The organism is Niastella sp., assembly GCF_045805085.1.
Classification (GTDB): Bacteria; Bacteroidota; Bacteroidia; order Chitinophagales; family Chitinophagaceae; genus Niastella.
This window is the reverse complement of sequence record NZ_JBJMLX010000243.1, coordinates 12,664-34,027: the sequence shown is the minus strand read 5'-3', so window position 1 is coordinate 34,027 and position 21,364 is coordinate 12,664. Positions and strand designations below refer to the sequence as shown.

General features: G+C 45.2%; 19 protein-coding genes and 1 pseudogene. 11 read left to right on the top strand and 9 right to left on the bottom strand.

Features of this window, described 5'->3' with window-relative positions; all coding sequences use genetic code 11:
* A partial coding sequence (locus tag ACJ751_RS12545) for an amidohydrolase family protein (protein WP_407745839.1) occupies window positions 1-871 on the bottom strand: 871 nt, incomplete at its 3' end.
* 123 nt (window positions 872-994) lie between these two features.
* On the opposite strand from ACJ751_RS12545, the gene ACJ751_RS12540 reads away from it, so the two are divergent.
* The gene (locus ACJ751_RS12540) at window positions 995-1,786 is read left to right on the top strand and encodes a hypothetical protein (RefSeq protein WP_407745838.1); all 792 of its coding nucleotides are present in this window, start codon (window positions 995-997) and stop codon (window positions 1,784-1,786) included.
* Between the two features lie 60 nt (window positions 1,787-1,846).
* On the opposite strand, the gene ACJ751_RS12535 is transcribed toward ACJ751_RS12540, so the two are convergent.
* From ACJ751_RS12535 to ACJ751_RS12510, 6 genes and pseudogenes are all read right to left on the bottom strand, one after another.
* Window positions 1,847-2,482 (bottom strand): peroxiredoxin, encoded by a 636-nt coding sequence (locus ACJ751_RS12535; RefSeq protein WP_407745837.1) that lies wholly within the window; start codon window positions 2,480-2,482, stop codon window positions 1,847-1,849.
* 178 nt (window positions 2,483-2,660) lie between these two features.
* The gene (dinB, locus tag ACJ751_RS12530) at window positions 2,661-3,806 is read right to left on the bottom strand and encodes a DNA polymerase IV (RefSeq protein WP_407745836.1); all 1,146 of its coding nucleotides are present in this window, start codon (window positions 3,804-3,806) and stop codon (window positions 2,661-2,663) included.
* Between the two features lie 439 nt (window positions 3,807-4,245).
* The gene (gene rimM, locus ACJ751_RS12525; RefSeq protein ID WP_407745835.1) at window positions 4,246-4,764 is read right to left on the bottom strand and encodes a ribosome maturation factor RimM; all 519 of its coding nucleotides are present in this window, start codon (window positions 4,762-4,764) and stop codon (window positions 4,246-4,248) included.
* A 546-nt stretch (window positions 4,765-5,310) separates the two neighbouring features.
* Window positions 5,311-5,562, bottom strand: a pseudogene (gene rpsP / locus ACJ751_RS12520) (30S ribosomal protein S16); the annotation flags it as partial.
* A 218-nt stretch (window positions 5,563-5,780) separates the two neighbouring features.
* On the bottom strand, window positions 5,781-7,097 hold the full coding sequence (ffh, locus tag ACJ751_RS12515; protein WP_407745834.1) for a signal recognition particle protein: 1,317 nt from the start codon (window positions 7,095-7,097) through the stop codon (window positions 5,781-5,783).
* A 162-nt stretch (window positions 7,098-7,259) separates the two neighbouring features.
* A complete protein-coding gene (locus ACJ751_RS12510; RefSeq protein ID WP_407745833.1) occupies window positions 7,260-8,129 on the bottom strand; it encodes an RNA polymerase sigma factor RpoD/SigA in 870 nt (289 codons plus the stop codon).
* 320 nt (window positions 8,130-8,449) lie between these two features.
* Between ACJ751_RS12510 and ACJ751_RS12505 the strand changes: the two genes are divergently transcribed.
* Window positions 8,450-8,830, top strand: a complete 381-nt coding sequence (locus tag ACJ751_RS12505) for an START-like domain-containing protein (RefSeq protein ID WP_014223164.1) — start codon at window positions 8,450-8,452, stop codon at window positions 8,828-8,830.
* Here the strand turns inward: ACJ751_RS12505 and ACJ751_RS12500 are convergent.
* Window positions 8,827-9,438 carry a hypothetical protein gene (locus tag ACJ751_RS12500; RefSeq protein WP_407745832.1) on the bottom strand — a complete coding sequence of 204 codons (612 nt, stop codon included), beginning with the start codon at window positions 9,436-9,438 and terminating at the stop codon, window positions 8,827-8,829. The genes ACJ751_RS12505 and ACJ751_RS12500 overlap by 4 nt on opposite strands.
* A 45-nt stretch (window positions 9,439-9,483) precedes the next feature.
* Between ACJ751_RS12500 and ACJ751_RS12495 the strand changes: the two genes are divergently transcribed.
* From ACJ751_RS12495 to trmD, 7 genes are all read left to right on the top strand, one after another.
* Window positions 9,484-10,950, top strand: a complete 1,467-nt coding sequence (locus ACJ751_RS12495; RefSeq protein ID WP_407745831.1) for an LptF/LptG family permease — start codon at window positions 9,484-9,486, stop codon at window positions 10,948-10,950.
* 109 nt (window positions 10,951-11,059) lie between these two features.
* A complete protein-coding gene (locus tag ACJ751_RS12490) occupies window positions 11,060-11,263 on the top strand; it encodes a DUF2281 domain-containing protein (RefSeq protein ID WP_407745830.1) in 204 nt (67 codons plus the stop codon).
* A 21-nt stretch (window positions 11,264-11,284) separates the two neighbouring features.
* Window positions 11,285-11,533 (top strand): type II toxin-antitoxin system VapC family toxin, encoded by a 249-nt coding sequence (locus ACJ751_RS12485; RefSeq protein WP_407745840.1) that lies wholly within the window; start codon window positions 11,285-11,287, stop codon window positions 11,531-11,533.
* Window positions 11,534-11,583: 50 nt separating this feature from the next.
* Window positions 11,584-12,606, top strand: coding sequence for a cation diffusion facilitator family transporter (locus ACJ751_RS12480; RefSeq protein WP_407745829.1), 1,023 nt, complete (start codon window positions 11,584-11,586; stop codon window positions 12,604-12,606).
* A gap of 374 nt (window positions 12,607-12,980) precedes the next feature.
* A complete protein-coding gene (locus ACJ751_RS12475) occupies window positions 12,981-14,342 on the top strand; it encodes a dipeptidase (RefSeq protein ID WP_407745828.1) in 1,362 nt (453 codons plus the stop codon).
* A gap of 159 nt (window positions 14,343-14,501) precedes the next feature.
* Window positions 14,502-14,897, top strand: coding sequence for an RNA-binding S4 domain-containing protein (locus tag ACJ751_RS12470; protein WP_407745827.1), 396 nt, complete (start codon window positions 14,502-14,504; stop codon window positions 14,895-14,897).
* 110 nt (window positions 14,898-15,007) lie between these two features.
* Window positions 15,008-15,688 (top strand): tRNA (guanosine(37)-N1)-methyltransferase TrmD, encoded by a 681-nt coding sequence (trmD, locus tag ACJ751_RS12465; protein ID WP_407745826.1) that lies wholly within the window; start codon window positions 15,008-15,010, stop codon window positions 15,686-15,688.
* A 446-nt stretch (window positions 15,689-16,134) separates the two neighbouring features.
* Here trmD and ACJ751_RS12460 read toward each other — a convergent pair whose 3' ends face one another.
* Window positions 16,135-18,555 carry a TIM-barrel domain-containing protein gene (locus ACJ751_RS12460; RefSeq protein WP_407745825.1) on the bottom strand — a complete coding sequence of 807 codons (2,421 nt, stop codon included), beginning with the start codon at window positions 18,553-18,555 and terminating at the stop codon, window positions 16,135-16,137.
* Window positions 18,556-18,790: 235 nt separating this feature from the next.
* On the opposite strand from ACJ751_RS12460, the gene ade reads away from it, so the two are divergent.
* The gene (gene ade / locus ACJ751_RS12455; RefSeq protein WP_407745824.1) at window positions 18,791-20,437 is read left to right on the top strand and encodes an adenine deaminase; all 1,647 of its coding nucleotides are present in this window, start codon (window positions 18,791-18,793) and stop codon (window positions 20,435-20,437) included.
* A 155-nt stretch (window positions 20,438-20,592) separates the two neighbouring features.
* Entirely contained in the window at window positions 20,593-21,255 is a 663-nt protein-coding gene (locus ACJ751_RS12450; RefSeq protein ID WP_407745823.1) for a Crp/Fnr family transcriptional regulator, read from the top strand.
* Window positions 21,256-21,364 lie beyond the last annotated feature (109 nt).

Below are 21,364 nucleotides of genomic sequence, written 5' to 3'. Positions count from 1 at the left end.
TAATGGTAGGCACATAATAAGTCCCATGCTGCTTCATTAACTGCATCACCTCTTCATCCATTAAGGTGCCATGCTCGATGCTGTTCACCCCTGCCCTTACGGCTCTTTTCATGGCTTCGGCGCCATGACAGTGCGCAGCCACTTTATACCCATAATCATGCGCCGTTTCAACAATGGCCTTTATCTCGTCCTCGTTAAACTGTGGGTTCTCTCCGCTTTTGGCAACGCTTAAAACGCCCCCGCTGGCAGTGATCTTTATTACATCACTCCCCTCTTTATATCGCTGCCGTACAGCCTTACGGCATTCATCAGGGCCATTGACCACACCTGCTTCCGGACCAGGATCACCCATCAGATCATCTCTAAAGCCATTGGTAGGGTCTGCATGGCCACCAGTAGTAGCAATGGCCTTACCTGCTGTAAAAATGCGTGGACCTTTGATCAGTTTTTTATTGATCGCATTTCGTAGTGAAATATTAACGCCAGTGCCGCCCAGGTCGCGCACCGTGGTAAACCCGGCCATTAGTGTACGTTCTGCAAACACTACCGATTGAAAAGCGTAATCAGCCGGGTTGTAAGTAAACACCTCCTGGTATCTTGTAGGACTGGTTTCATGTTCAAGATGCACATGACAGTCGATGAGGCCGGGAAGAACGGTTTTGTTTTTAAGATCGATCACTTTATCGGTGGCCGCCGGCTTTGTATAACCAGCCTGTACCTCCGTGATGGTATTGCCATCTACAATAATAGAATATTCAGTAAGTACCTGCCCTTTGGTAACATCGATCAGCTTACCACATTGCAGAATGGTGCGCTGCGCAAGCAGGAGTACGGGGCTACAGATCAACAACCCAAGCAGTAGTTTTCTCATGGTATGAGTTTTACTGGAAGATAAGCTTTTTAAATAGCTTATGGCTCATAGTTAGTCAGTTTATCGTATTTGTACAGGCCAAATGATATATGTAACTTTAAGTATATAAACCGTCCTGTTACTATGTTTGGTTTATTCTCAAAAAAACAGCCCGGGTGCCCCATCGACACCAATACCCGTCTTTGGATGGAACAGGCCTTTGTTTGGCTGGTGCAGGAGTTTGGACAAAACAATCTACTTACAAAGCCCATGCTTTTTCCAACCATCGAACACTTCCCTTTTCCATATGATGGCTCCCACGATTCATTTATACAAACCGCCCACATCGTTGCCCGCCAAATGGAAATTGACCTGGAAACAATCAACCTCGATCTGTATAATGAAAGTGTGCAGGAAATAAAAAATGATCTCGGGTTCAGCCTGTTTACCCAACCTGATGAAACCAGTGAGACACCCTTGACAGCCGGTTTATACTTTGGTAAAAATGCAGCCGGTAAATTCGATGTGTTTATAGAAAAATATAATTTACAGGATCCTGAAAAACTGGTAGCCACTATTGCACATGAATTTGCGCATATAAAACTGTTAGGAGAAAAACAGCTTTCTTTTAACGATGAGTCATTAACCGATTTAACCACGGTTGTATTTGGCATTGGCGTATTTAATGCCAACTGCGCTTTCAGGGAGATCAAAAATTTCAGGGTGCGCGGCCATAGCACCCTTGGCTACCTGAAACAACGCGAATGGGGTTACGCATTGGCTTTGTATGCTTATTTCAGACAGGAAAAAAATCCTGCCTGGATACAGCACCTCACTCCTAACATCCGATCAGACTTCAAAAAAAGCACTGCTTTTATTTACACCAATCCAGATAAGATATTCAAAGAGAAGTACAATCCCGGTAAACAGTCTTAAAACAACGATCCCCCGATAAGATCAGGGGATTGTGTAAATATCGATATGTCTTTATCAACCTTATTTGTTCGGCTGAGGCGTATAACGCAGGTAAGGTTTAACAACCTTAACGCCTTTAGGGAATTTCTTGATGGCGTCCTCAGTAGAAACTGCAGGAACCACAATTACATCTTCACCTTCTTTCCAATCAGCTGGTGTAGCCACGCTGTAATTAGCGGTCAGTTGCAGTGAATCAACCACGCGCAATACTTCGTAGAAGTTTCTTCCAGTAGATGCCGGATAGGTGATCATCAGTTTTACCTTTTTATCGGGTCCTATCACGAACAGTGAACGTACAGTAAATGTTTCAGAAGCATTGGGGTGGATCATATCGTACAAAGTAGCCACGTTTTTGTCTTCATCAGCGATGATGGGGAAACCAACAGTGACATTTTGTGTTTCGTTGATATCATTTATCCAACCCAGGTGTTTATCAAGCGGATCAACACTAACAGCCAGTACCTTTACATTGCGTTTGGCAAATTCTTCCTGCAATAAAGCAGTTTTGCCTAACTCAGTAGTACAAACAGGTGTATAATCTGCAGGGTGAGAAAACAGGATACCCCAGCCATTACCAAGAAATTCATAAAAATCAATATCACCGGCAGTGGTCTTAGCCTGGAAGTTAGGAGCGATGTCGCCTAATCTTAAACTCATATACTAAGTATTTTAAGGTTGATAAAAAGAATGTTAATGATTGCTAACACTTTAAAGGAGTACGAAGATACAAATCCCTACCCATAAAGTAGACTTATATCTTATTTTTTGTTTTTCAAGTAAAAAATACCATTTTACTGGTAGTAGCGGCTGTAAAATATTGGATTATTACTAGTTATTACTTCCCGGCGGCCTTGGTCAGGGATTTACTGCCGAACCGGTTCTTTACATCATCGATAGCCTTATAAAGCTCGGTCTTTTTTTCAACATCACTGAACAAATTTGTCTGCACGGCTTCATCAACCAGCTCACTCAGCCGCACGCCCAGTAATCTGACAGGCTTACCTTTTCGGTACAGCTTGTGAAACAGGTCTTTAGCCTTGGGTATTAGTTCGTCGTCATAAGAAGTATACACAATGCTGGTTTGGCGGGAGGTTGTTTCAAAATCGGGATAGCGTATTTTAACCGCAATACATCCGGCCATTTTATTATCCTGACGAAGCTCATATGCCACCCGTTCCGTCATCCGTACCAGTTCATTCATCAGGCGTTCAAGATCGAGGATGTTTTCTTCAAAAGTACTTTCTGTGGAAATGGATTTTGCTTCGTGATAGGGCACCACTTCGCCGTGATGAATTCCATGCGCTTTATGCCACAGATCGGCGCCGTATTTACCAAACCGGTTCTCGAGTATTTCAATGGGGTGCGCGGCCAGGTGTTCTATTGTTTCAATACCCAGGTCGCGCAGGGCCTGAAAAGTATTGTCGCCTACACCGGGTATTTTGTTCACTTTTAAGCCAGCCAGAAATTCTTTTTCCCGCCCAAAGGCAATGTGCAGGTAGCCATTTGGTTTGGCCTCGTCAGTCGCAATTTTAGCCACCATTTTATTAGCCGCCAGTCCAAACGAAATGGGCAGCCCGGTTTTATCCATGATCTCCTGTCGCAGATCGATGGTCCATTGATAAGGGTTGAAATATTTATCCATCCCTGTTAGGTCAAGATAGAATTCATCTATGGAGGCTTTTTCGAAAAGTGGGGCTTTGGCGGCAATGATGTCGGTAACCCAGCGCGAAAAGCGACTGTACTCACCGCGGGTGCCTTTTACCACAGTGGCATGCGGACATAACCGCATGGCTGTTTTCATGGGCATGGCGGAATGGATCCCAAATTTGCGGGCCTCATAACTACAGGCGGCCACCACGCCACGCTCACGTCCACCAACGATCAGCGGCAATCCTTTTAAGGAAGGATTGTTGAGGCATTCAACAGAAACGAAGAATGCATCTAAATCAAAATGGGCTATGATGCGTTGGGAAATGCTCATGGTGAATGGTCAATGGCCAATGGTGAATCTATTGCGAATTTACGGTATAAAATCCGGCAGTCGTGAAACGGCAAACGTGAAACGTGAAAGGGCTCCCGAAATCACAACCTCGCTTCTACATTCACCTTTCAGGCCTCCCCCCAACCCCCTCCGGTGGAGGGGGAGAAATACAGCCTCTTGCCATTACTCAACCTAATAATTTTTCAAGCTTCCTACTTCCTATTTCTTACATCTTATTTCATGCTTCCTTTATCAACCCTATCAACGCTATCAACTTCCTACTTTATACCTCTTAACCTTCTTCGGCCTCGTCAACTTGTCAACTTGTTAACTTGTCAACTCTGTCAACTCCGTCAACCCTATCAACATCCTCCTTTATTCACCTAACCAACTTCTTCCTGGTTAACTGGTTAACTGGTCAACTGATCAACTGGTCAACTCAACTATATATATCCAACAACCCCTCAGGCAGCTCCACATGCACCTGTTTCTTCTTCCTGTCTATCTTAAGCAGAAAGTCTTCGTGCACTGGAATCAGGGCTTCCTTGCCTTTTAGATCGATCCTGCAAAGAAGTTGATGCGGTTGTTCAATGATCTCCAGGATTTCACCCAGGTCTGTTCCCTCATTGATGATATGATAACCCAACAGCATTATGGGGGCCGATTTGGAAACATATTTCTCAAACTCCTCCTGCGGCAGCCAAACCCGCTTTTGCATCAGTTTATGGGCTGCTTCTTTGGTATCGATGCCTTCGAACTTCAGGAATAATTCATCATCGTTCTTTATGCGCGCTTCTCCAGCCAGGAAATAAGGAAGCATTTCATCTTTCTTATCCTCAATAAAAACGGCTTCCAGCCCTTTTAACGAGGTCTTTTTCCCTAGCTGATGTTGCAACACTACTTCTCCCTTCACCCCAAAAGTGGCCACTATTTTTCCAATGCTGTTGTAATTGATCATAAGGCGCAAAGGTAACTTTCGGCAGCCAAGGGCAATGCAGGGGCCGGGTATTTTGTGGAACCGTACCCGGTCTTTTTTTGACCTCACAGGGACCTTACAGGGACATAACAGGGACATAACAGGGACCTCACAGGGACCTAGAAGGGATTTTATCCCTGTTATGTCTCTGTTACCTCCTTGATTGGTCCCTGAAAGCTGATGTAAAATCCCAACCAGATCTGGCAAAAAAATGGGCTGCAACCCACCAGTTGGCGGGCAGCAGCCCAAAGTTTTTCTCCCCCTATTGAAGGGGGCTAAAAGAAAAAAATCCCGTTAAGGATGAACCTCAACGGGATTTAACAAGTTGACAGCTAGCTATACTGCGTAGGATTATTCTCCTCTGCGCGGTCTCACCGGAGGTCCACCTGCACCTCTGCGGGGTCTTCTATCCCTTGCTTCTGTTTCCTGGCGCTTCTTAACCTGGACTTCGTGCTCAGCATGCCACTTCTGGAATTTCTCCATAGCGGTAGCTTCGTCGAATAGACCCAGTTTCACACCACGCAACAAATGTTTCAGGTACAATACGCCTTTGTACGACAGGATTCTGCGCACTGTATCAGTAGGTTGAGCGCCTTTATGCAGCCAATCCAAGGCTTTCTGGCGATCCAACTGAATACTTGCAGGAACTGTAAGCGGGTTGTACGTACCCAACTTCTGGATAAACTTTCCATCACGCGGAGAGCGTGCATCGGCCACTACGATGAAATAAAAAGGTCTCTTTTTAGACCCATGGCGTTGCAGTCTGATTTTAACTGGCATCTTAAATAGAAATTTAAATGCGTGAACAAATAGGGTTACTTTCCATTATAACGATTGCAAAAATAACAATCGACATGATTTTTCCAAATTTAATAATTCAGAAGAAATTTTTGTGTTTTATCATGCCATCATTCTGAATAAAATACGCGCGAAATTGTTGATAAGTTAGCTGGTAAACAAGCCGATAGACCCACAATTTCATAGTGAAAAAAATTTTTCTAGCGCTTCATTCCCATTCGCCCCATCGGCATTTTATTCATCATTTTCATCATCTGTTTCATTTGCTCAAACTGCTTCAAAAAGGCATTTACCTCGTTAATGTCTTTTCCTGAGCCTTTGGCAATGCGTTGTTTGCGACCCATATTTATCAGATCGGGGTCTTCCCGCTCCTGTTTGGTCATGGAGTTGATCATGGCCTCGATGCCCTTGAAAGCATCGTCGCTGATATCAATATCCTTGATGGCTTTACCAACACCCGGGATCATTCCCAACAGGTCTTTGATATTACCCATCTTTTTTATCTGCTCCAGTTGTTGTTTAAAGTCTTCGAAGTTGAACTGGTTCTTGCGGATCTTCTTCTCCAGTTTGCGCGCCTGTTCTTCATCGAACTGTAATTGCGCCTTTTCAACCAGGGTGGTAATGTCACCCATACCCAATATACGCTGGGCCATACGTTCGGGGTAGAACACATCGAGCGTATCGAGCTTTTCGCCACTGCTTACAAACTTGATGGGTTTTTGAACCGTGTATTTGATTGAAAGGGCGGCGCCACCGCGGGTATCACCATCGAGCTTGGTGAGCACCACACCGGTGAAGTCAAGGCGATCATTAAACGCTTTTGCGGTATTCACTGCGTCCTGACCGGTCATGGAGTCCACCACAAACAGGATCTCGTTGGGTTTAACGGCCGATTTTACGTCGGCTACTTCGGTCATCATCGCCTCATCGATGGCCAGGCGGCCGGCGGTATCGATGATAACCACATTTTTATTTTTACTGCGGGCTTCCTTGATGGCGTTGATGGCTATCTGCACCGCATTTTTATTCTCGGGTTCGCTGTATACATCCACCTCAATTTGTTCGCCCAGTACTTTTAACTGGTCAATGGCCGCCGGACGGTAAATATCGGCCGCCACCAGCATAGGCGAAAGCCGGCCTCTTGTTTTAAGGAAATTGGCCAGTTTGGCGCTGAAGGTAGTTTTACCGGAACCCTGCAGGCCGGCGATCAGAATAACGGCGGGATTGCCTTTGGCGTTGAACTCACTTTCGCTGCCACCCATCAGGTCAACCAGTTCGTCCTTCACGATCTTTACCATCAGCTGGCCGGGGCTTACGGCAGTTATTACCTTCTCACCCAATGCCTTATCTTTTATCCGATCGGTAAAATCCTTGGCAATTTTATAGTTCACGTCCGCATCCACCAGGGCGCGGCGAATGTCTTTTACGGTAGCAGCAATATTCAGTTCGGTGATCCGGCCTTCACCTTTTATCTGTTTTAGGGCCGATTCCAACCGGTCGGTAAGATTTTCAAACATAACTTCCTGTTTTTCGCATTTCATTAAAACCCTGCGCTGGGCCTAAGGGCTAAAAGCAAAAAGTGAATATACCCTCAAGTTATATTCACTTTATGGACTGCAAATTTACAGGAAGTAAATTTTGTTGTGTAAAGTTTCTTTTGCCAGGCTATAATTTTAAGGTTAAACGCCCAAATATCCCCGGAGGGCCTTTGAACGCGAATTGGTGCGCAGTTTGGTAATTGCCTTGTCTTTGATCTGGCGAACCCGTTCCCGGGTAAGGTTGAATTTCTCCCCGATGTCTTCCAGACTCATGGGATGATCGACCCCCAATCCAAAGAAATAGCAGATTACCTCTTTTTGCCGTTCGGTAAGCATTTTCATGGAACGCTCGATTTCCTGTTTAAGCGACTCCTTGTGCTCGATGTTGGCATTTGCGTACTCAGCATTAGGATTTACCAACACATCCATCAGGGTATTGTCTTCCCCTTCAGACAGCGGTGTATCCATGCTTACGTGCCGGGCAGCGATGCCCAGGGTAGCAGATACTTCTTCAGTTTCGAGTTCCAGCAGTTCAGCCAGTTCTTCGGGCGAGGGTTCGCGTTCGAACTCCTGTTCCAATTGGGAGAACGCTTTCTGAATTTTGTTGGTTAACCCTACTTTGTTTAATGGAAGCCTTACAATACGCGATTGTTCAGCTAATGCCTGAAGAATGCTTTGGCGAATCCACCATACGGCGTAAGAAATGAATTTGAAACCACGGGTTTCATCAAAACGCTGCGCTGCTTTAATGAGACCCAAATTACCCTCATTGATGAGGTCTGGTAGTGAAAGACCTTGGTTTTGATACTGCTTGGCTACGGATACAACGAACCTTAAGTTGGCTTTCGTTAGTTTATCAAGGGCTGCTTGATTACCTTGCTTGATCAAGCCCGCTAGCTTAACTTCTTCTTCGGGACTGATCAATTCAACTTTTCCGATTTCCTGCAAGTACTTTTCAAGGCTCTGAGATTCACGATTCGTAATTGATTTCGTGATCTTGAGTTGCCGCATACTCATAGGTAGGACATTTTAAAGGGTTTTTTAGGTTTATAACGGTCAATGGTTTATAAAAAACGAAATACCTGTTGAATTTGTTATATGAACAAGCATTTTGTTGTTAAAAAACTATCCACCTAATATACCCATTTCTGCCCATCTTCTACAAAATAATTCGTAACCAGCTGGTAGTCAGATATATGAAATTTTTTTGCTTATTTATTCATTTTTAGGCACTTTTTACCCTATTTATCCAAAAAAAAATTTTGAGGGTAGCATTATTTTTCTATAATTGCACCATTGCAACTTGCAAAAAAGATCAATACAAGGGTTAGATGAGTAAGAAACACATATTTACGTTAGAGTATCCGGTAAGATGTTCTCCTTCCATTTTATACGAATTCCTTAGTACCCCTGCAGGTTTGCAGGAGTGGTTTGCCGATAAAGTAGACGAACGGGATAATGTTTTTAGTTTTTCCTGGAACGGAACTACCGATAAGGCAGAAGTGATGGAAAGTGAAGAAGAGAAATTTATCAGGTTTCACTGGTTGCATGCACCCAAAGAAGAATATTTCGAATTTAGAATCGAGAAATCAGAAGTTACGAATCAGACCATCCTTGTGATTAAAGATTTTGCAGATAAGGGGGAGGTAAAAGACCAAAGTCAGTTATGGGGCTACCAGGTAAAAGACCTGTTTCACCGGCTCGGTAATTAATGACCAATAGAGGTAACAATTGTTTCGTATAGATCAATTATTAATTCTTTTGACCGATTCCAATGAGGAAGTGAAATTTTGGCGGAAAGCTTGCAAAAATCATTAGCCAGCAGAATTTCTTCTACTGAAGATGAATTCAATTGGGTAAGCGGCTTGTAATTGTCTTCTTCAAATTCGTGACGCCATTCGTCTCCACTTACGCATAAGTAAAATTGCCTGCTTGCCAGTAACGGTAAATTAGTAAGCAGGTTTTGCTGGTATTGCTGTTTATAACGACCCTTCAGGTGCAGGGTTACGCTGAAAAAATGCCCCCACCAGAACAGGGTCCTGATGGCAAATGTGTCCTGGCGGTTGAATAAACGCGGATAATCCAGCATTACCCAGGGCAATCCCCCGTAATTCTCCCCTCTTGAGATCTTAGGCGAAGGAATCAGCACTTCCGACAATAAAATAGCCGGGTTTGCATTAAAGTTGTCGCGCGTTTGGTGGGCAATATCCCCAAACAAGGAGTAAACTTTTTCAATAATTGTATTCTTTGTTAAAAGCCAGTCAGCATTTTGCACCAGCGATAATTCCTCTGTTGAAAGCTGTATTTTTGCGGCGTCCATTTTATAAAGATAATACCCGTGATAAAAAAACTCGACATATTGGTTTTGCGATCATTTATCGGACCTTTTATCGCAACCTTTTTCCTTACCCTGTTCGTGTTGATCCTGCAGTTCTTCTGGCTGTGGATCGATGACTTTGTAGGCAAGGGTATTGACACCTATACCATGCTTCGCCTGGTGCTTTACCTGAGCGCCACGCTGGTTCCCCTGGCCTTGCCGCTGGCCATCCTTCTTTCATCCATTATGACCTTTGGCAACCTGGGCGAAACCTTTGAACTGGTAGCCATCAAGTCGGCCGGTATTGGCCTGCTGCGCTTCATGCTGCCCTTAACGGTAGTGGCCGCCCTGCTTTCAGGTATGGCATTCCTGTTTAACAACTATGTTATTCCGGTAGCCAACCTGCGCATGAAAACCCTGCACTACGACCTCGTAAATAAAAAACCAGCCTTCGATCTGAAAGAAGGCGTTTTCTATACCACCATTCCCGACTATGCCATCAAGGTGTCGAAAAAAGTAAATGATACTATTTTACAAAATGTGATCATTTATGAGACCAGCACGGGCCCCCAGGATAATATCGTAGCAGCAGAAAAAGGCATTATGCGTATTTCTGCCGACAAGCGCTTTCTGGAATTTACCCTGTACAATGGCTGGCGGTATGAAGAACGCGGCAATCGTTATGGCAACAACACCGATTTTATTCGCCTCGGCTTTAAAGAATATAAAAAAGTACTGGACCTGAGTTCGCTGGCATTGAACCGTACGAGCGACAGCACCTATAAAGACCGCTATGAAATGTTAAGTACGCGGCAGCTGAGCAAGAATGTAGATTCACTGGACAAAAGTCTGCGTGCCTTCAAAGAGCGCGACCAGCGCGAGCTGCAAGGCTATCTTACTTTCTCAAAATACTTCGATACCGGTTGGGTAAACGTAAAAGCACCGCCTATTAAAAAAGGCGCCAAAACCTTTCTCGACCTGTTGCCCGATAGTTTAAAAGTGCATAAAACCGATGCTACCCCTGTAGGGGTAAAGCAGAAGGTACTGGATGAGACCAATGCCTATGCCGGTTATGTAAAAAACAGCATCGAGGGACCATCCTGGGATTATGATGGCAAAAGAAAAGAACTGCGCATGACATTGATGACCTACCATGAGAAAATCACCATGTCAATAGCGGTGCTGGTATTGTTTCTCATAGGCGCGCCGCTGGGCTCTATTGTACGCAAGGGTGGCATTGGTACCCCGGTGGTATTTGCCGTGGTGTTCTTTGTGATCTTTTTCCTGTTGAACAACTTTGGAAAAAAGTTTGTGAAGGAAGATGTGTTGCAGCCAGTTGCGGGCATGTGGCTGGCCACTGCCGTGTTGCTGCCCATTGGCCTGTTCCTTATTTACAAAGCATTGCACGATTCACAATTGTTTAATAAAGAGTTTTACTACCGTGCCTTCAGAGCCATTCGCAAATTAATTATGAAGAAAAATGGTGCCGCAAAAGAAGCGGCGCCTGCGAGTTAGGGACGTGAATGGGCCCGCCCGACTGAACCTAGGTAGGGCGGGGTCAATCGTTGCAGACTAAACACCAATGTTAATAAAACGATTTTTATCTTTATAGAAATCTGGTTTAATGACAGACCTGCAACTATATTCGACTATTTCCAACCTTCCCCCCAATCTTAAGAAGGAAGTAGAAGATTTTGTGGAATTTTTGAAAACAAAAACTAAAAAAGAGAAGGTAGTCACAGAACGAAAATTTGGCTGCGCCAAAGGGTTAATTGAAATGTCTCCTGATTTTGACGAGCCGCTGGATGATTTTAAAGACTACATGTAATGGTTTATTTATTAGACACACATACATTCTTATGGTTCCTGGCTCCATCTAAAATTTCCATTTGAAGAGCTGACCAGCTATCTTTCGGCGAACGATATTGAAATACTGCCTATTACTTTTGACCATATTAAGGGATTAAAAAATCTCGAACTTCATCATAGGGATCCATTTGACAGGCTTCTTATCGCCCAGGCAATCAAAGAAAATTTAACAATTCTAAGCCGGGATTCAAATTTCTTCCAGTATCCGGTAAAAATAGTCTGGGGTTGATTTCCTTCCAGTCCCTCTAAACTTCCATTCTGTATATCACCTTTTGCTCATTGCCCGCTGAAAACCTACCTTCGCGCAAACTACAGGAATTGAACTCGGGCAGGGAAAATCTTCGAATACAGAAATGGGTGGTAACAGTAGCCGTACTGCTGTTCATCATTAAAATAGTGGCATTTTGGGTAACCCGCTCAGTAGCCATATTAACCGATGCCCTGGAAAGCACGGTAAATGTAATTGCCGGTTTTATTGGTTTGTACAGTTTATATGTGGCGGCTAAACCGCGCGATGAAAACCACCCATACGGTCATGGTAAGGCTGAATTTTTATCGGCCGCTGTTGAAGGTACGCTCATTATTGTGGCCGGTTTGGTGATCGTTTACGAATCAGTGCTTCATTTTATATATCCCACCGAATTAAAACAGCTCGACCGGGGTATTTTACTGGTAGCCTTTACCGCGTTGATAAATTTTGTAGTAGGGTTTATCAGCATTCGTATTGGTAAGAAAAACAATTCCCTCGCACTCACCGCCAGTGGCAAACACCTGCAAACAGATACCTATTCTACCCTGGGAATTATTCTGGGGCTGGTGTTGATCCGCTTCACCCATCTCAACTGGCTGGATAGTGTAACCGCTATAATTTTTGCTTTTATCATTATCGGTACCGGTTACCAGATCCTGCGGCACTCCCTGGCTGGTATTATGGATGAAGCCGATAAAGAACTGCTGCAAAAAATGCTGGCCGTCCTGAACGCCAACCGCCGCACCAACTGGATCGATCTGCACAACCTGCGCGTGATAAAATATGGCGGCCAGTTTCATATCGACTGTCACCTTACGGTGCCCTGGTACCTGAATGTGGTGGAAGCGCATAAAGAAGTGGAAGAACTGGGCAGCCTTATTAAAAGAGAATTCGGTACCGTGTTTGAGTTATTCGTACATACAGATCCCTGTCTTGATTTTTCGTGCAGCATTTGCACCAAAGACGACTGCACCGTTCGCAAACGCCCCTTTGAAAAGCGGATTGAATGGACGTTGGAGAATGTGCTTAAGGATAAGAAGCATAGTTTGTGATAACGAGTTGATCAGTTGACCAGTTGACCAGTTAACCAGGAAGAAGATGGTTAGGGAGAATAAAGAATGAGGTTGATAGGGTTGACAAGTTAACGAGGAAGAACAAGCTTAGGAGAAATAAAGAAGGAGGTTGATAGGGTTGACGGAGTTGACAAGTTTACTAGTTAACATGTTAATAAGTTTGCTGTGTCGCGGATTGCCGATTCCGCCCTTTGCCGTTTCAAGACTACCGAATGCTGGTTCTTTTCTCTGCCTTTTCATCTCTGCCTTCTGCCCTTTGCCTTCTGCCGATTCCGCCCCTTCATTGCCAATTGGTTTCACTATATTCGCCTACCATTCTTTAAGAAACTAATTACTCAAATAAACTCATGATTATGCAAGCCTGGAAAGATTACCAGGAGAAGAACAAAGATCGCTTCCTGGATGAATTACTGGAATTGTTACGCATTCCTTCTGTAAGCGCTAACAGCGACCATAAGGATGATATGAGAAAATGTGCGGAAAAAGTACAACAACGGTTGCTGGAAGCCGGTGCTGCTTCGGCCAATGTATATGAAACAGCGGGCCACCCGGTAGTATATGCTGAAAAGATCGTTGATCCTTCCAAACCAACCGTACTGGTTTATGGCCACTATGATGTGCAGCCTCCGGATCCGTTAAATCTTTGGCACAGCGGTCCGTTTGAACCGGTGATCAAAGACGGCCGTATTTACGCCCGGGGATCTGCTGATGATAAAGGGCAGTTTTACATGCATGTGAAAGCCCTTGAAATATTATCAAAGACCAACTCGCTTCAAAACAATATCAAGTTTTTGATAGAGGGTGAAGAAGAAGTCGGCTCCCCCCACCTCGCCGATTTTGTTGCAGCGCATAAAGACCTGCTGAAATGCGATGTGATCCTTATCAGCGACAGTTCCATGATCAGCATGGAAAATCCGTCCATCGATATTGGCGTGCGCGGTCTTGCTTACATCCAGGTTGAAGTAACAGGCGCCAACCGCGACCTGCATAGTGGGGTGTATGGTGGCGCAGTAGGTAATCCTATCACTATGCTGGCCAAAATGATCGCCAGTTGCCATGATGAAAATAACCACATCACCATTCCCGGTTTTTATAATGACGTAGTTGAGTCAACGCCTGCAGAAAGAAAACTGATGGCGGAAGCGCCCTATGATGAAAATGAATATAAAAACGACCTGGGCGTAAAAGAACTGTGGGGTGAAAAAGGCTATACCACCAACGAGCGCACCGGCATTCGCCCTACGCTTGAAATAAATGGTATCTGGGGTGGTTATACCGGCGAAGGCGCCAAAACCGTACTGCCTTCAAAAGCATATGCAAAAATTTCAGCCCGCCTGGTGCCTAACCAGTCATCTGAAAAAATAACAGATATGTTATTGCAGTACTTCCGCAAAATAGCACCGGTGGGCGTTACAGTGGAAGCGCATAACCTGCATGGTGGGGAGCCTTATATGACACCCATCGATTCAAAAGCCTACCAGGCTGCGGCAATGGCCATTGAAACTACTTTTGGCAAAAAGCCAATTCCTGTTCGCGGCGGCGGCAGTATTCCCATTTGTTCCATTCTGGAAAAAGAACTGGGTGTAAAGATCGTGTTCATGGGTTTTGGGCTGGATAGCGATAACCTGCATTCCCCCAACGAAAAATTCGACCTGGTTAATTTTTACAAGGGCATTGAAACGATCCCTTATTTTCATAAATATTTTGCCTCTTAATTGTCAATGGTCAATCGTCAATGGTGAATGGGCTCATGAAATTTCCGATTCCCGTATTAGTTATTAATCTCGCGAATCGGGGTCTTATTCACCATTGACCATTCACCATTCACGACCACTGCCTTTTTTGTATCTTTGAGAAGAAAGAAAAGAGGAATTATGAGCAGCAATACAGAAAAAAACGAAAAGCTTAGAATTGATAAATACCTGTGGTCCATTCGCTTATTTAAAACACGCTCCATGGCTTCAGCAGCGTGTGATAGCGGTAAGGTGAAATTCAATGGCGACCAGGTAAAAGCCTCCCGCCAGGTACATGTGGGCGATGAATACGACGTAAAAACGGAAGCCCGCCGCTGGCGTGTTAAGGTAGCAGATCTGTTACACAATCGCGTAGCACACAGCGAAGCCATCAAATATTACATCGATATTACCCCGGCTGAAGAACTGGAACGGTTACAATTCCAGGCTTCGAGCTTTCATACCGGTAAACGCCTCAGCAAAATTGGCCGGCCAACCAAGAAAGACAGAAGAGATCTGGATGAATTTATAGACTAGTTACCTGCAATCAGTTACAGGTTGCAGGGTACAGGTTTCAGGGAAATACAAAAAATGCTTTCTGCCCTGTAACCTGAATCCTTGAAACTTGTAACTATTATCTTTGTGTTATGCGTATTGACATTATCACTGTTGTGCCCGAATTACTCGAAAGCCCTTTTTCGCATTCCATTATGAAAAGAGCCCGTGAAAAGGGTTTGCTGGAAGTGCACGTGCATCACCTGCGCCAATGGGCCGTTAATGAGTACGGACAGGTGGATGACTACCAGTATGGCGGCGGCGCGGGCATGGTAATGATGTGCGAACCGCTGGCCAATGCCATCGAGTCGCTGTCGAAAGACCGTCAATACGATGAAGTTATTTTTATGACCCCCGATGGCGAACGGTTCAACCAGTCGATCGCCAATCAACTGTCGTTGAAAGAAAATCTCATCATCATCTGCGGCCACTACAAAGGCATCGATGAGCGCATACGTGAACACCTTGTTACACGCGAAATATCTATTGGCGATTTCGTATTAAGTGGTGGTGAGCTGGCTGCTGCTATTGTGGTGGATGCCATAGGCCGCCTATTGCCCGGCGTGTTAAATGATGAAACCTCGGCCCTCATGGACTCCTTCCAGGACAATTTATTAGCTCCCCCTGTATATACCCGCCCGGCCGATTTCAGAGGCTGGAAAGTACCTGACATCCTGTTAAGCGGCGATCCTAAAAAAGTAGACGACTGGCGCTATGAACAATCCTTACAGCGTACTAAAGACCGCCGCCCTGACTTATTAGATAAGCATTAAAGGCTTGAACCTGGTATCTTGCGCCTTAAAAAAAAGCGGTCCGGTCAAAGACCAAACCGCTTTAGTAACAGGATAATAAACTATGCTATCAAAAAAATTAGCAGGTAAATAATCAACTGCATAACCAGTGTAAAGACAATTGTCTTTTTCATAAGGGATGGATTTACGCCTATACAAAAGCACGCCGCGTGCCAAAGTGATTTTATTTGTATAGGATATCTACGCAACGTAATTAACTCAATTATCTCTTTTGCTGACTATCATTTGTTTAGTTAGAATTATTTTATTCACACAATTGCATAGTCGGCAATCGTGAATCGGCAATCGGCAATGGGTTCCCGAAACTCCAACCTTACGCCTTCTTTTCAACCTGTCAACTTGTTAACTTGTCAACGCTATCAACCTATCACTTCCTCGTCAACTGGTCAACTGATCAACTGGTCAACTCACTTCAGCGTGATCTCCACTTTCACCGGTTTTCCGTTAAACTCAACCGTTAGAAACTCATTAGAAAGCTGTTGAAAAGGATCGGGCTGTTTACCAAAACTACCCGCGTCTACGGGTTTACCATTAACTGTTGCCACGCCTGCGAGTGCAACGGGTAATTCGAGTCTGAATGTGCGTTTGAATTTCTTTCCGTATTGATTCGGGTTGTTGGTAGCGATATCGATCGTAACTTTTTTACCTTCGGTAATTCCTTTAAAGGTCACCAGTTCGTAATCTGCACGCTCCAGTGTTCTGGTGCTGCTGCCATCATCATCGTACCAGACATAAGTAGAAGCATAGGCAGATGGATAATACCGGATGGTGATGTCTTTTGAGTTGAATGTTTCAGTTGATTTGATGGTATCTTTTGAGAACCACAAAGGAACAAAGCCGCCTTCCCGTACAAATACCGGCAGTTGTTTTATATCAGCCGGCTGATTGATGTATTTACCGCCATCCGTAACCGAATTATTGGCCAGGCTGTACCATTTACCTGCTGGTAAATACAACATGCGGGCAGTGGCGCCCTGGCTGGTGATGGGCGCTACCAGTAAATTATCGCCCCATAAATACTCATCCTCTGCTTTTAAGGCAACACTATCAGCAAAACTGTAATAATACAAAGGACGCATCAACGGCCTGCCCCACACTGCCTGATCGTAGCTTAATGAATAGTTGTATGGCAATAACTGGTAACGCAGTTTTGTATAATTTCCCGCAATGCTTTTATAAGGCTCTTCCAACGTGGTTCCACTAGGACGGAACACGGGCGTAAAGGCTGCAAATTGTAACCAGCGGGTATACAGTTCGGGATCGGCTCCTTCGGCAGCAGCAAAACCGCCTGCATCGGAATGGATGTAAGGCAGGCCACTCAAACTCATTCCCAATAAAACCAGGGGCTGCGATTTCAGACCCGCCCAGCTACGCGCCACATCACCCGACCAGGGTAACACGCCATACCGTTGACTGCCTGCAAACCCTGAGCGGTTTAACAGGAACAGGCGCTGGTCGCTTACATCGGATGAATATTTTTCGAAGAACATTTTGCTGAAGTAATGCGCATACACGTTATGCACTTCATCGGCGCCCATAGGCCGGGCAACACCATAATCTTTCAGGTTGTGCATCATACTGGCCGGATGCTTTTCTGGCTCTGCCAGATCGAGCCACCAGCCGCTTACGCCATTAGCCACCTGCTTTTTGTACGACTTCCAGATGAAGTCCTGCGATTGCTTGCGGAAAATATCGAGAAGTCCACCTGTACCGTAAGAAAGATCAGGCACCATCATGGGGCCGCCATCGGCGCCGGTTGCCAGGAAGGGCGTGGCCTCGGCGTAGGTTTTGGTATTCTGTAAAATATAGGGCTCGGTTATAAGAACTGATTTTACATTATCTTTTGTTCTTAGATCGGTGAGCATTTGTTTGGGATTGGGCCATTTCTGCATGTTCACCCAATCAATGTTACCCATAGAGCCTTTCACGTTGTCACCAAACCAGGAGGGGTCAAACAGCAAGCCATCTACGGGGAAATTATCCTGCCTCATTTTGCCCACCACCTGGTGTACCTGTTCCTCGCTGCGGTAGCCAGAGCGGGAGACAAAATTGCCAAACACCCAACGGGGAGGCAATGGCTGACGACCCGTGATGGAAGAATAATTGGCCATGATCTCATCGAGGTTCTTTCCAAACACCACATAGTAAGTCAGTTCACCGCTGCTAAAACCGGCTTCCAGAGTATTCTTATCAGTTAACCCGAGATCTGCATATCCTTTGGATGGATTATCAAAAAACAGGGCATAACTAGCAGAAGAAATAAAGAAGGGCACTGAGAAGTTCAGGTTTTCGGCGCCCAGTCCGTAGTCCGGCGAAGCGGTGTTATACAAATTGAAGCGATGGCCGCGGCGGTTCATGGCTACGGCGCGTTCGCCCCCACCGAATATTTGTTCGTCATTGAACAATTGAAAACGGAACCCACGGGTATCGCCCTGCGCAAAATAGGAAGCGGATTTTACCTTTACTTCCTTGCCTGTTTTATAATAGAGCTTCTCGCGTTGCACCACCACGCTGGTGAGGTTATCCCATTCCACTGTTTGCGATTGCGCCACCGTCACTTTGGTACCAACAGCCGGTGGTTTTACAGTAACGGCATCTGAAATTTGTTCGTTCCTGCTGTAGTCGGCCGGTTTGTACGTTGTTTTAATAACCGCATTGTTAAAGCCCTGAAACGTCCAGGTGCCTTCCTTGGCCTTGTACACCACTTCAGTGGTCTTTCCAACAAATGGATCCTTCCCAACCGTGTTTACGATCACCTGCTGGGCATGAAGCGTTCCTGCAACCATCAATAAAATGGCCAGGCTGATTCTTCCTTTGCTAATTTCCATAATACCTGATTAAGGCATCAAATTAAAGAAACAACCGTTACAAACAAACTCAGGTAACAATAAAGTTGCCACGGTTACCGGCCGTGGCAAAATGTATGCTGCTAACAAAAAGTTAAAGCTATTGTTTGGGCAACGAGAATATCGTTCTATCAATATTACAAAACACCTGACCTCTTTTTAATTTAATATTGCAACACAGAAGATTGTAATTAGATTTCACCAATAATCGGATACTATGCAATTCACTATAACGGGCAAGCTGGTAGATACCCAGGAGAAAAAAATATATGCCGCAGCTATAACCGTAGGTAACGGTAAAATAGAAAGCATCACTCCCATTGATGACGAAAGCGCCGCACAGCACTATATTTTGCCTGGTTTTATCGACAGTCATGTGCATATTGAAAGTTCCATGCTGGTGCCGCGTCAGTTTGCGCGGCTGGCAGTTGTACATGGTACAGTGGCCACCGTCAGTGATCCGCATGAAATTGCCAATGTATGCGGCATGAAGGGTGTTGAATACATGATAGGGAATGGTAAAACGGTTCCCTTTAAATTTTTCTTTGGCGCGCCCAGTTGCGTACCCGCCACTACATTTGAAACAGCCGGCGCTACCCTCGATACGGCTGAAGTAGCGGCCCTTTTACAAAAAGAAGAAATTCACTATTTAAGTGAAATGATGAATTTCCCGGGTGTGTTGTATAACGACCAGGTGGTGATGGATAAAATATGGGCCGCCCGCCGGGCAGGCAAACCCATCGATGGGCATGCACCGGGTTTGCGCGGCGACCAGGCCCGTCTGTATATTGAAGCCGGTGAACCGGGCAATGTGATCATCAGCACCGATCACGAGTGTTTTACCCGCGAAGAGGCATTGGATAAACTGGAATATGGGATGCGCATCATCATCCGCGAAGGAAGCGCCGCGCGCAACTTTGAAGCCCTGATCGATTTACTGAACGATCACCCTGAAGACATTATGTTTGGCAGTGATGACAAACACCCTGATAGCCTGGTGGCTGGTCATATAAATCAGTTGTGCGCCCGGGCAGTTGCTAAAGGCATCGACGTGTTCAAGGTATTGCAGGCTGCGTGTGTAACCCCCGTATTACATTACAACCTTCCCGTTGGGTTACTGCGGGTTGGCGATGCGGCTGACTTTATTGTTACCAGCGATCTGCAACAATTCAATGTACTGCAAACCTATATCAATGGAGAACTGGTGGCTGAAAACGGCACCTCCAACATTGCCTCACAAACCTCTAGCCACATTAATAATTTCAATTGCAGTGCAAAGACCCTCGCCGATTTTCAACTGCCGTGGAAAGGTGAAACAATCATCCCGGTTATTGAAGCGCTGGACGGACAGTTAATCACTAACAAACTGATGCTATCACCCAAAACCCATGATGGGCAGTTAGTGAGTGATACGGACAGGGATATTTTAAAAATGGCTGTAGTGAACCGCTATACTGATGCCGTAGTAGCGCTGGCATTTATAAAAAATACAGGACTACAACAAGGGGCCATCGCTTCTTCCGTAGCGCACGACAGTCACAATATTGTAGCGGTGGGCGTTGATGATGAAAGCCTGTGCCAGGCGGTAAATGCGGTAATAGCGCAACAAGGCGGCGTAAGCTGCGTGGGCCCGCAGGGCTTGCAGGTATTGCCTTTGCCGGTTGCCGGCCTTATGAGCGCTGAAGACGGGTATGAGGTTGCCCGCTCCTATACTGCCATCGATGCCATGGCCAAATCACTGGGTTCCACCCTTTCAGCTCCCTTTATGACGCTGTCGTTTATGGCATTGCTGGTAATACCGCATTTGAAATTAAGCGACCTGGGGCTGTTTGACGGGGATGCCTTTAAACTGATAGCACCCTGACAATGGAGATATTAGGTGACTTCACAGATAAATCACTGTTTTACTAAAATATTCTTTATATCTTTAGAAGCAACCATTTACTATTACCTGCGCCTTTCCTCTGAAGCAATAAAGGTTTAAGCCGTATACCAATTCTGGAACCAAAACCTTACGTGATGCCGATAACAACAGTAAACCCAACGCATGGAGTGGAAGAATGGTTATCTAAAACTATCATTCCCGAATCTCCCTTCACACTATTTGTAAAGAACGTACACCCGGTAAGTACCGAGGCTCAGGCATTTATTAATCAAAAAGCCTACCCCTGCCAATTGAACAAGGGTGAAATGCTGGTTTCGGCCGGCGCCGTTTGCAAAAATGTATACCTCATTCGCAAAGGCATTCTACGCAGTTATATAAAAGAAGAAAAAAAAGAGATCACCACCTGGATCCTGGGTGAACAGGAACTGGCCACCTGCATTACCAGTTTTGGCTTACAGCAACCTGCACGCGAAAATATTCAGGCGCTGGAAGATTGCGAATTATCGACCCTGAGCTTTGATGACCTGCAATACCTGTATGATAATTTTCCCGAAGCAAACATTGTTGGCAGAAAAATACTGGAGCGGAATTATCGCGAGGCGGAAGAAAGGGCCTTTATTGCCCGCCTGATGGAAGCCACTTCCAAATACAAACATTTTATAGCCACTAAAAGCGATCTGCTGAACCGGGTTCCCCTGAAATTCATTGCTTCTTACCTGGGCATGACGTTGGAAACGCTTAGCCGGATCAGGAGTAAGTTGTCCCGGAGTATTAATGGTATCAATGAGTTAAATTAGGTCTGCAATCGGCAGTCGGCAATTTTAGCCTCGCGCTAATCAAGCCTCGCTTAATCGTGAAACATGAAACGGAAAACCGTCTGCGCAGTAGCTCGCGGATTCGGTGATA

What these genes read in the sequence shown, in the direction of transcription:
- ACJ751_RS12540 (WP_407745838.1), top strand. Translation starts at nt 995, where the DNA reads ATGTTTGGTTTATTCTCAAAAAAACAGCCCGGGTGCCCCATCGACACC.
- ACJ751_RS12535 (WP_407745837.1), bottom strand. Translation starts at nt 2,482, where the DNA reads ATGAGTTTAAGATTAGGCGACATCGCTCCTAACTTCCAGGCTAAGACC.
- dinB (WP_407745836.1), bottom strand. Translation starts at nt 3,806, where the DNA reads ATGAGCATTTCCCAACGCATCATAGCCCATTTTGATTTAGATGCATTC.
- rimM (WP_407745835.1), bottom strand. Translation starts at nt 4,764, where the DNA reads ATGATCAATTACAACAGCATTGGAAAAATAGTGGCCACTTTTGGGGTG.
- ffh (WP_407745834.1), bottom strand. Translation starts at nt 7,097, where the DNA reads ATGTTTGAAAATCTTACCGACCGGTTGGAATCGGCCCTAAAACAGATA.
- ACJ751_RS12510 (WP_407745833.1), bottom strand. Translation starts at nt 8,129, where the DNA reads ATGCGGCAACTCAAGATCACGAAATCAATTACGAATCGTGAATCTCAG.
- ACJ751_RS12505 (WP_014223164.1), top strand. Translation starts at nt 8,450, where the DNA reads ATGAGTAAGAAACACATATTTACGTTAGAGTATCCGGTAAGATGTTCT.
- ACJ751_RS12500 (WP_407745832.1), bottom strand. Translation starts at nt 9,438, where the DNA reads ATGGACGCCGCAAAAATACAGCTTTCAACAGAGGAATTATCGCTGGTG.
- ACJ751_RS12490 (WP_407745830.1), top strand. Translation starts at nt 11,060, where the DNA reads ATGACAGACCTGCAACTATATTCGACTATTTCCAACCTTCCCCCCAAT.
- ACJ751_RS12475 (WP_407745828.1), top strand. Translation starts at nt 12,981, where the DNA reads ATGCAAGCCTGGAAAGATTACCAGGAGAAGAACAAAGATCGCTTCCTG.
- ACJ751_RS12470 (WP_407745827.1), top strand. Translation starts at nt 14,502, where the DNA reads ATGAGCAGCAATACAGAAAAAAACGAAAAGCTTAGAATTGATAAATAC.
- trmD (WP_407745826.1), top strand. Translation starts at nt 15,008, where the DNA reads ATGCGTATTGACATTATCACTGTTGTGCCCGAATTACTCGAAAGCCCT.
- ACJ751_RS12460 (WP_407745825.1), bottom strand. Translation starts at nt 18,555, where the DNA reads ATGGAAATTAGCAAAGGAAGAATCAGCCTGGCCATTTTATTGATGGTT.
- ade (WP_407745824.1), top strand. Translation starts at nt 18,791, where the DNA reads ATGCAATTCACTATAACGGGCAAGCTGGTAGATACCCAGGAGAAAAAA.
- ACJ751_RS12450 (WP_407745823.1), top strand. Translation starts at nt 20,593, where the DNA reads ATGCCGATAACAACAGTAAACCCAACGCATGGAGTGGAAGAATGGTTA.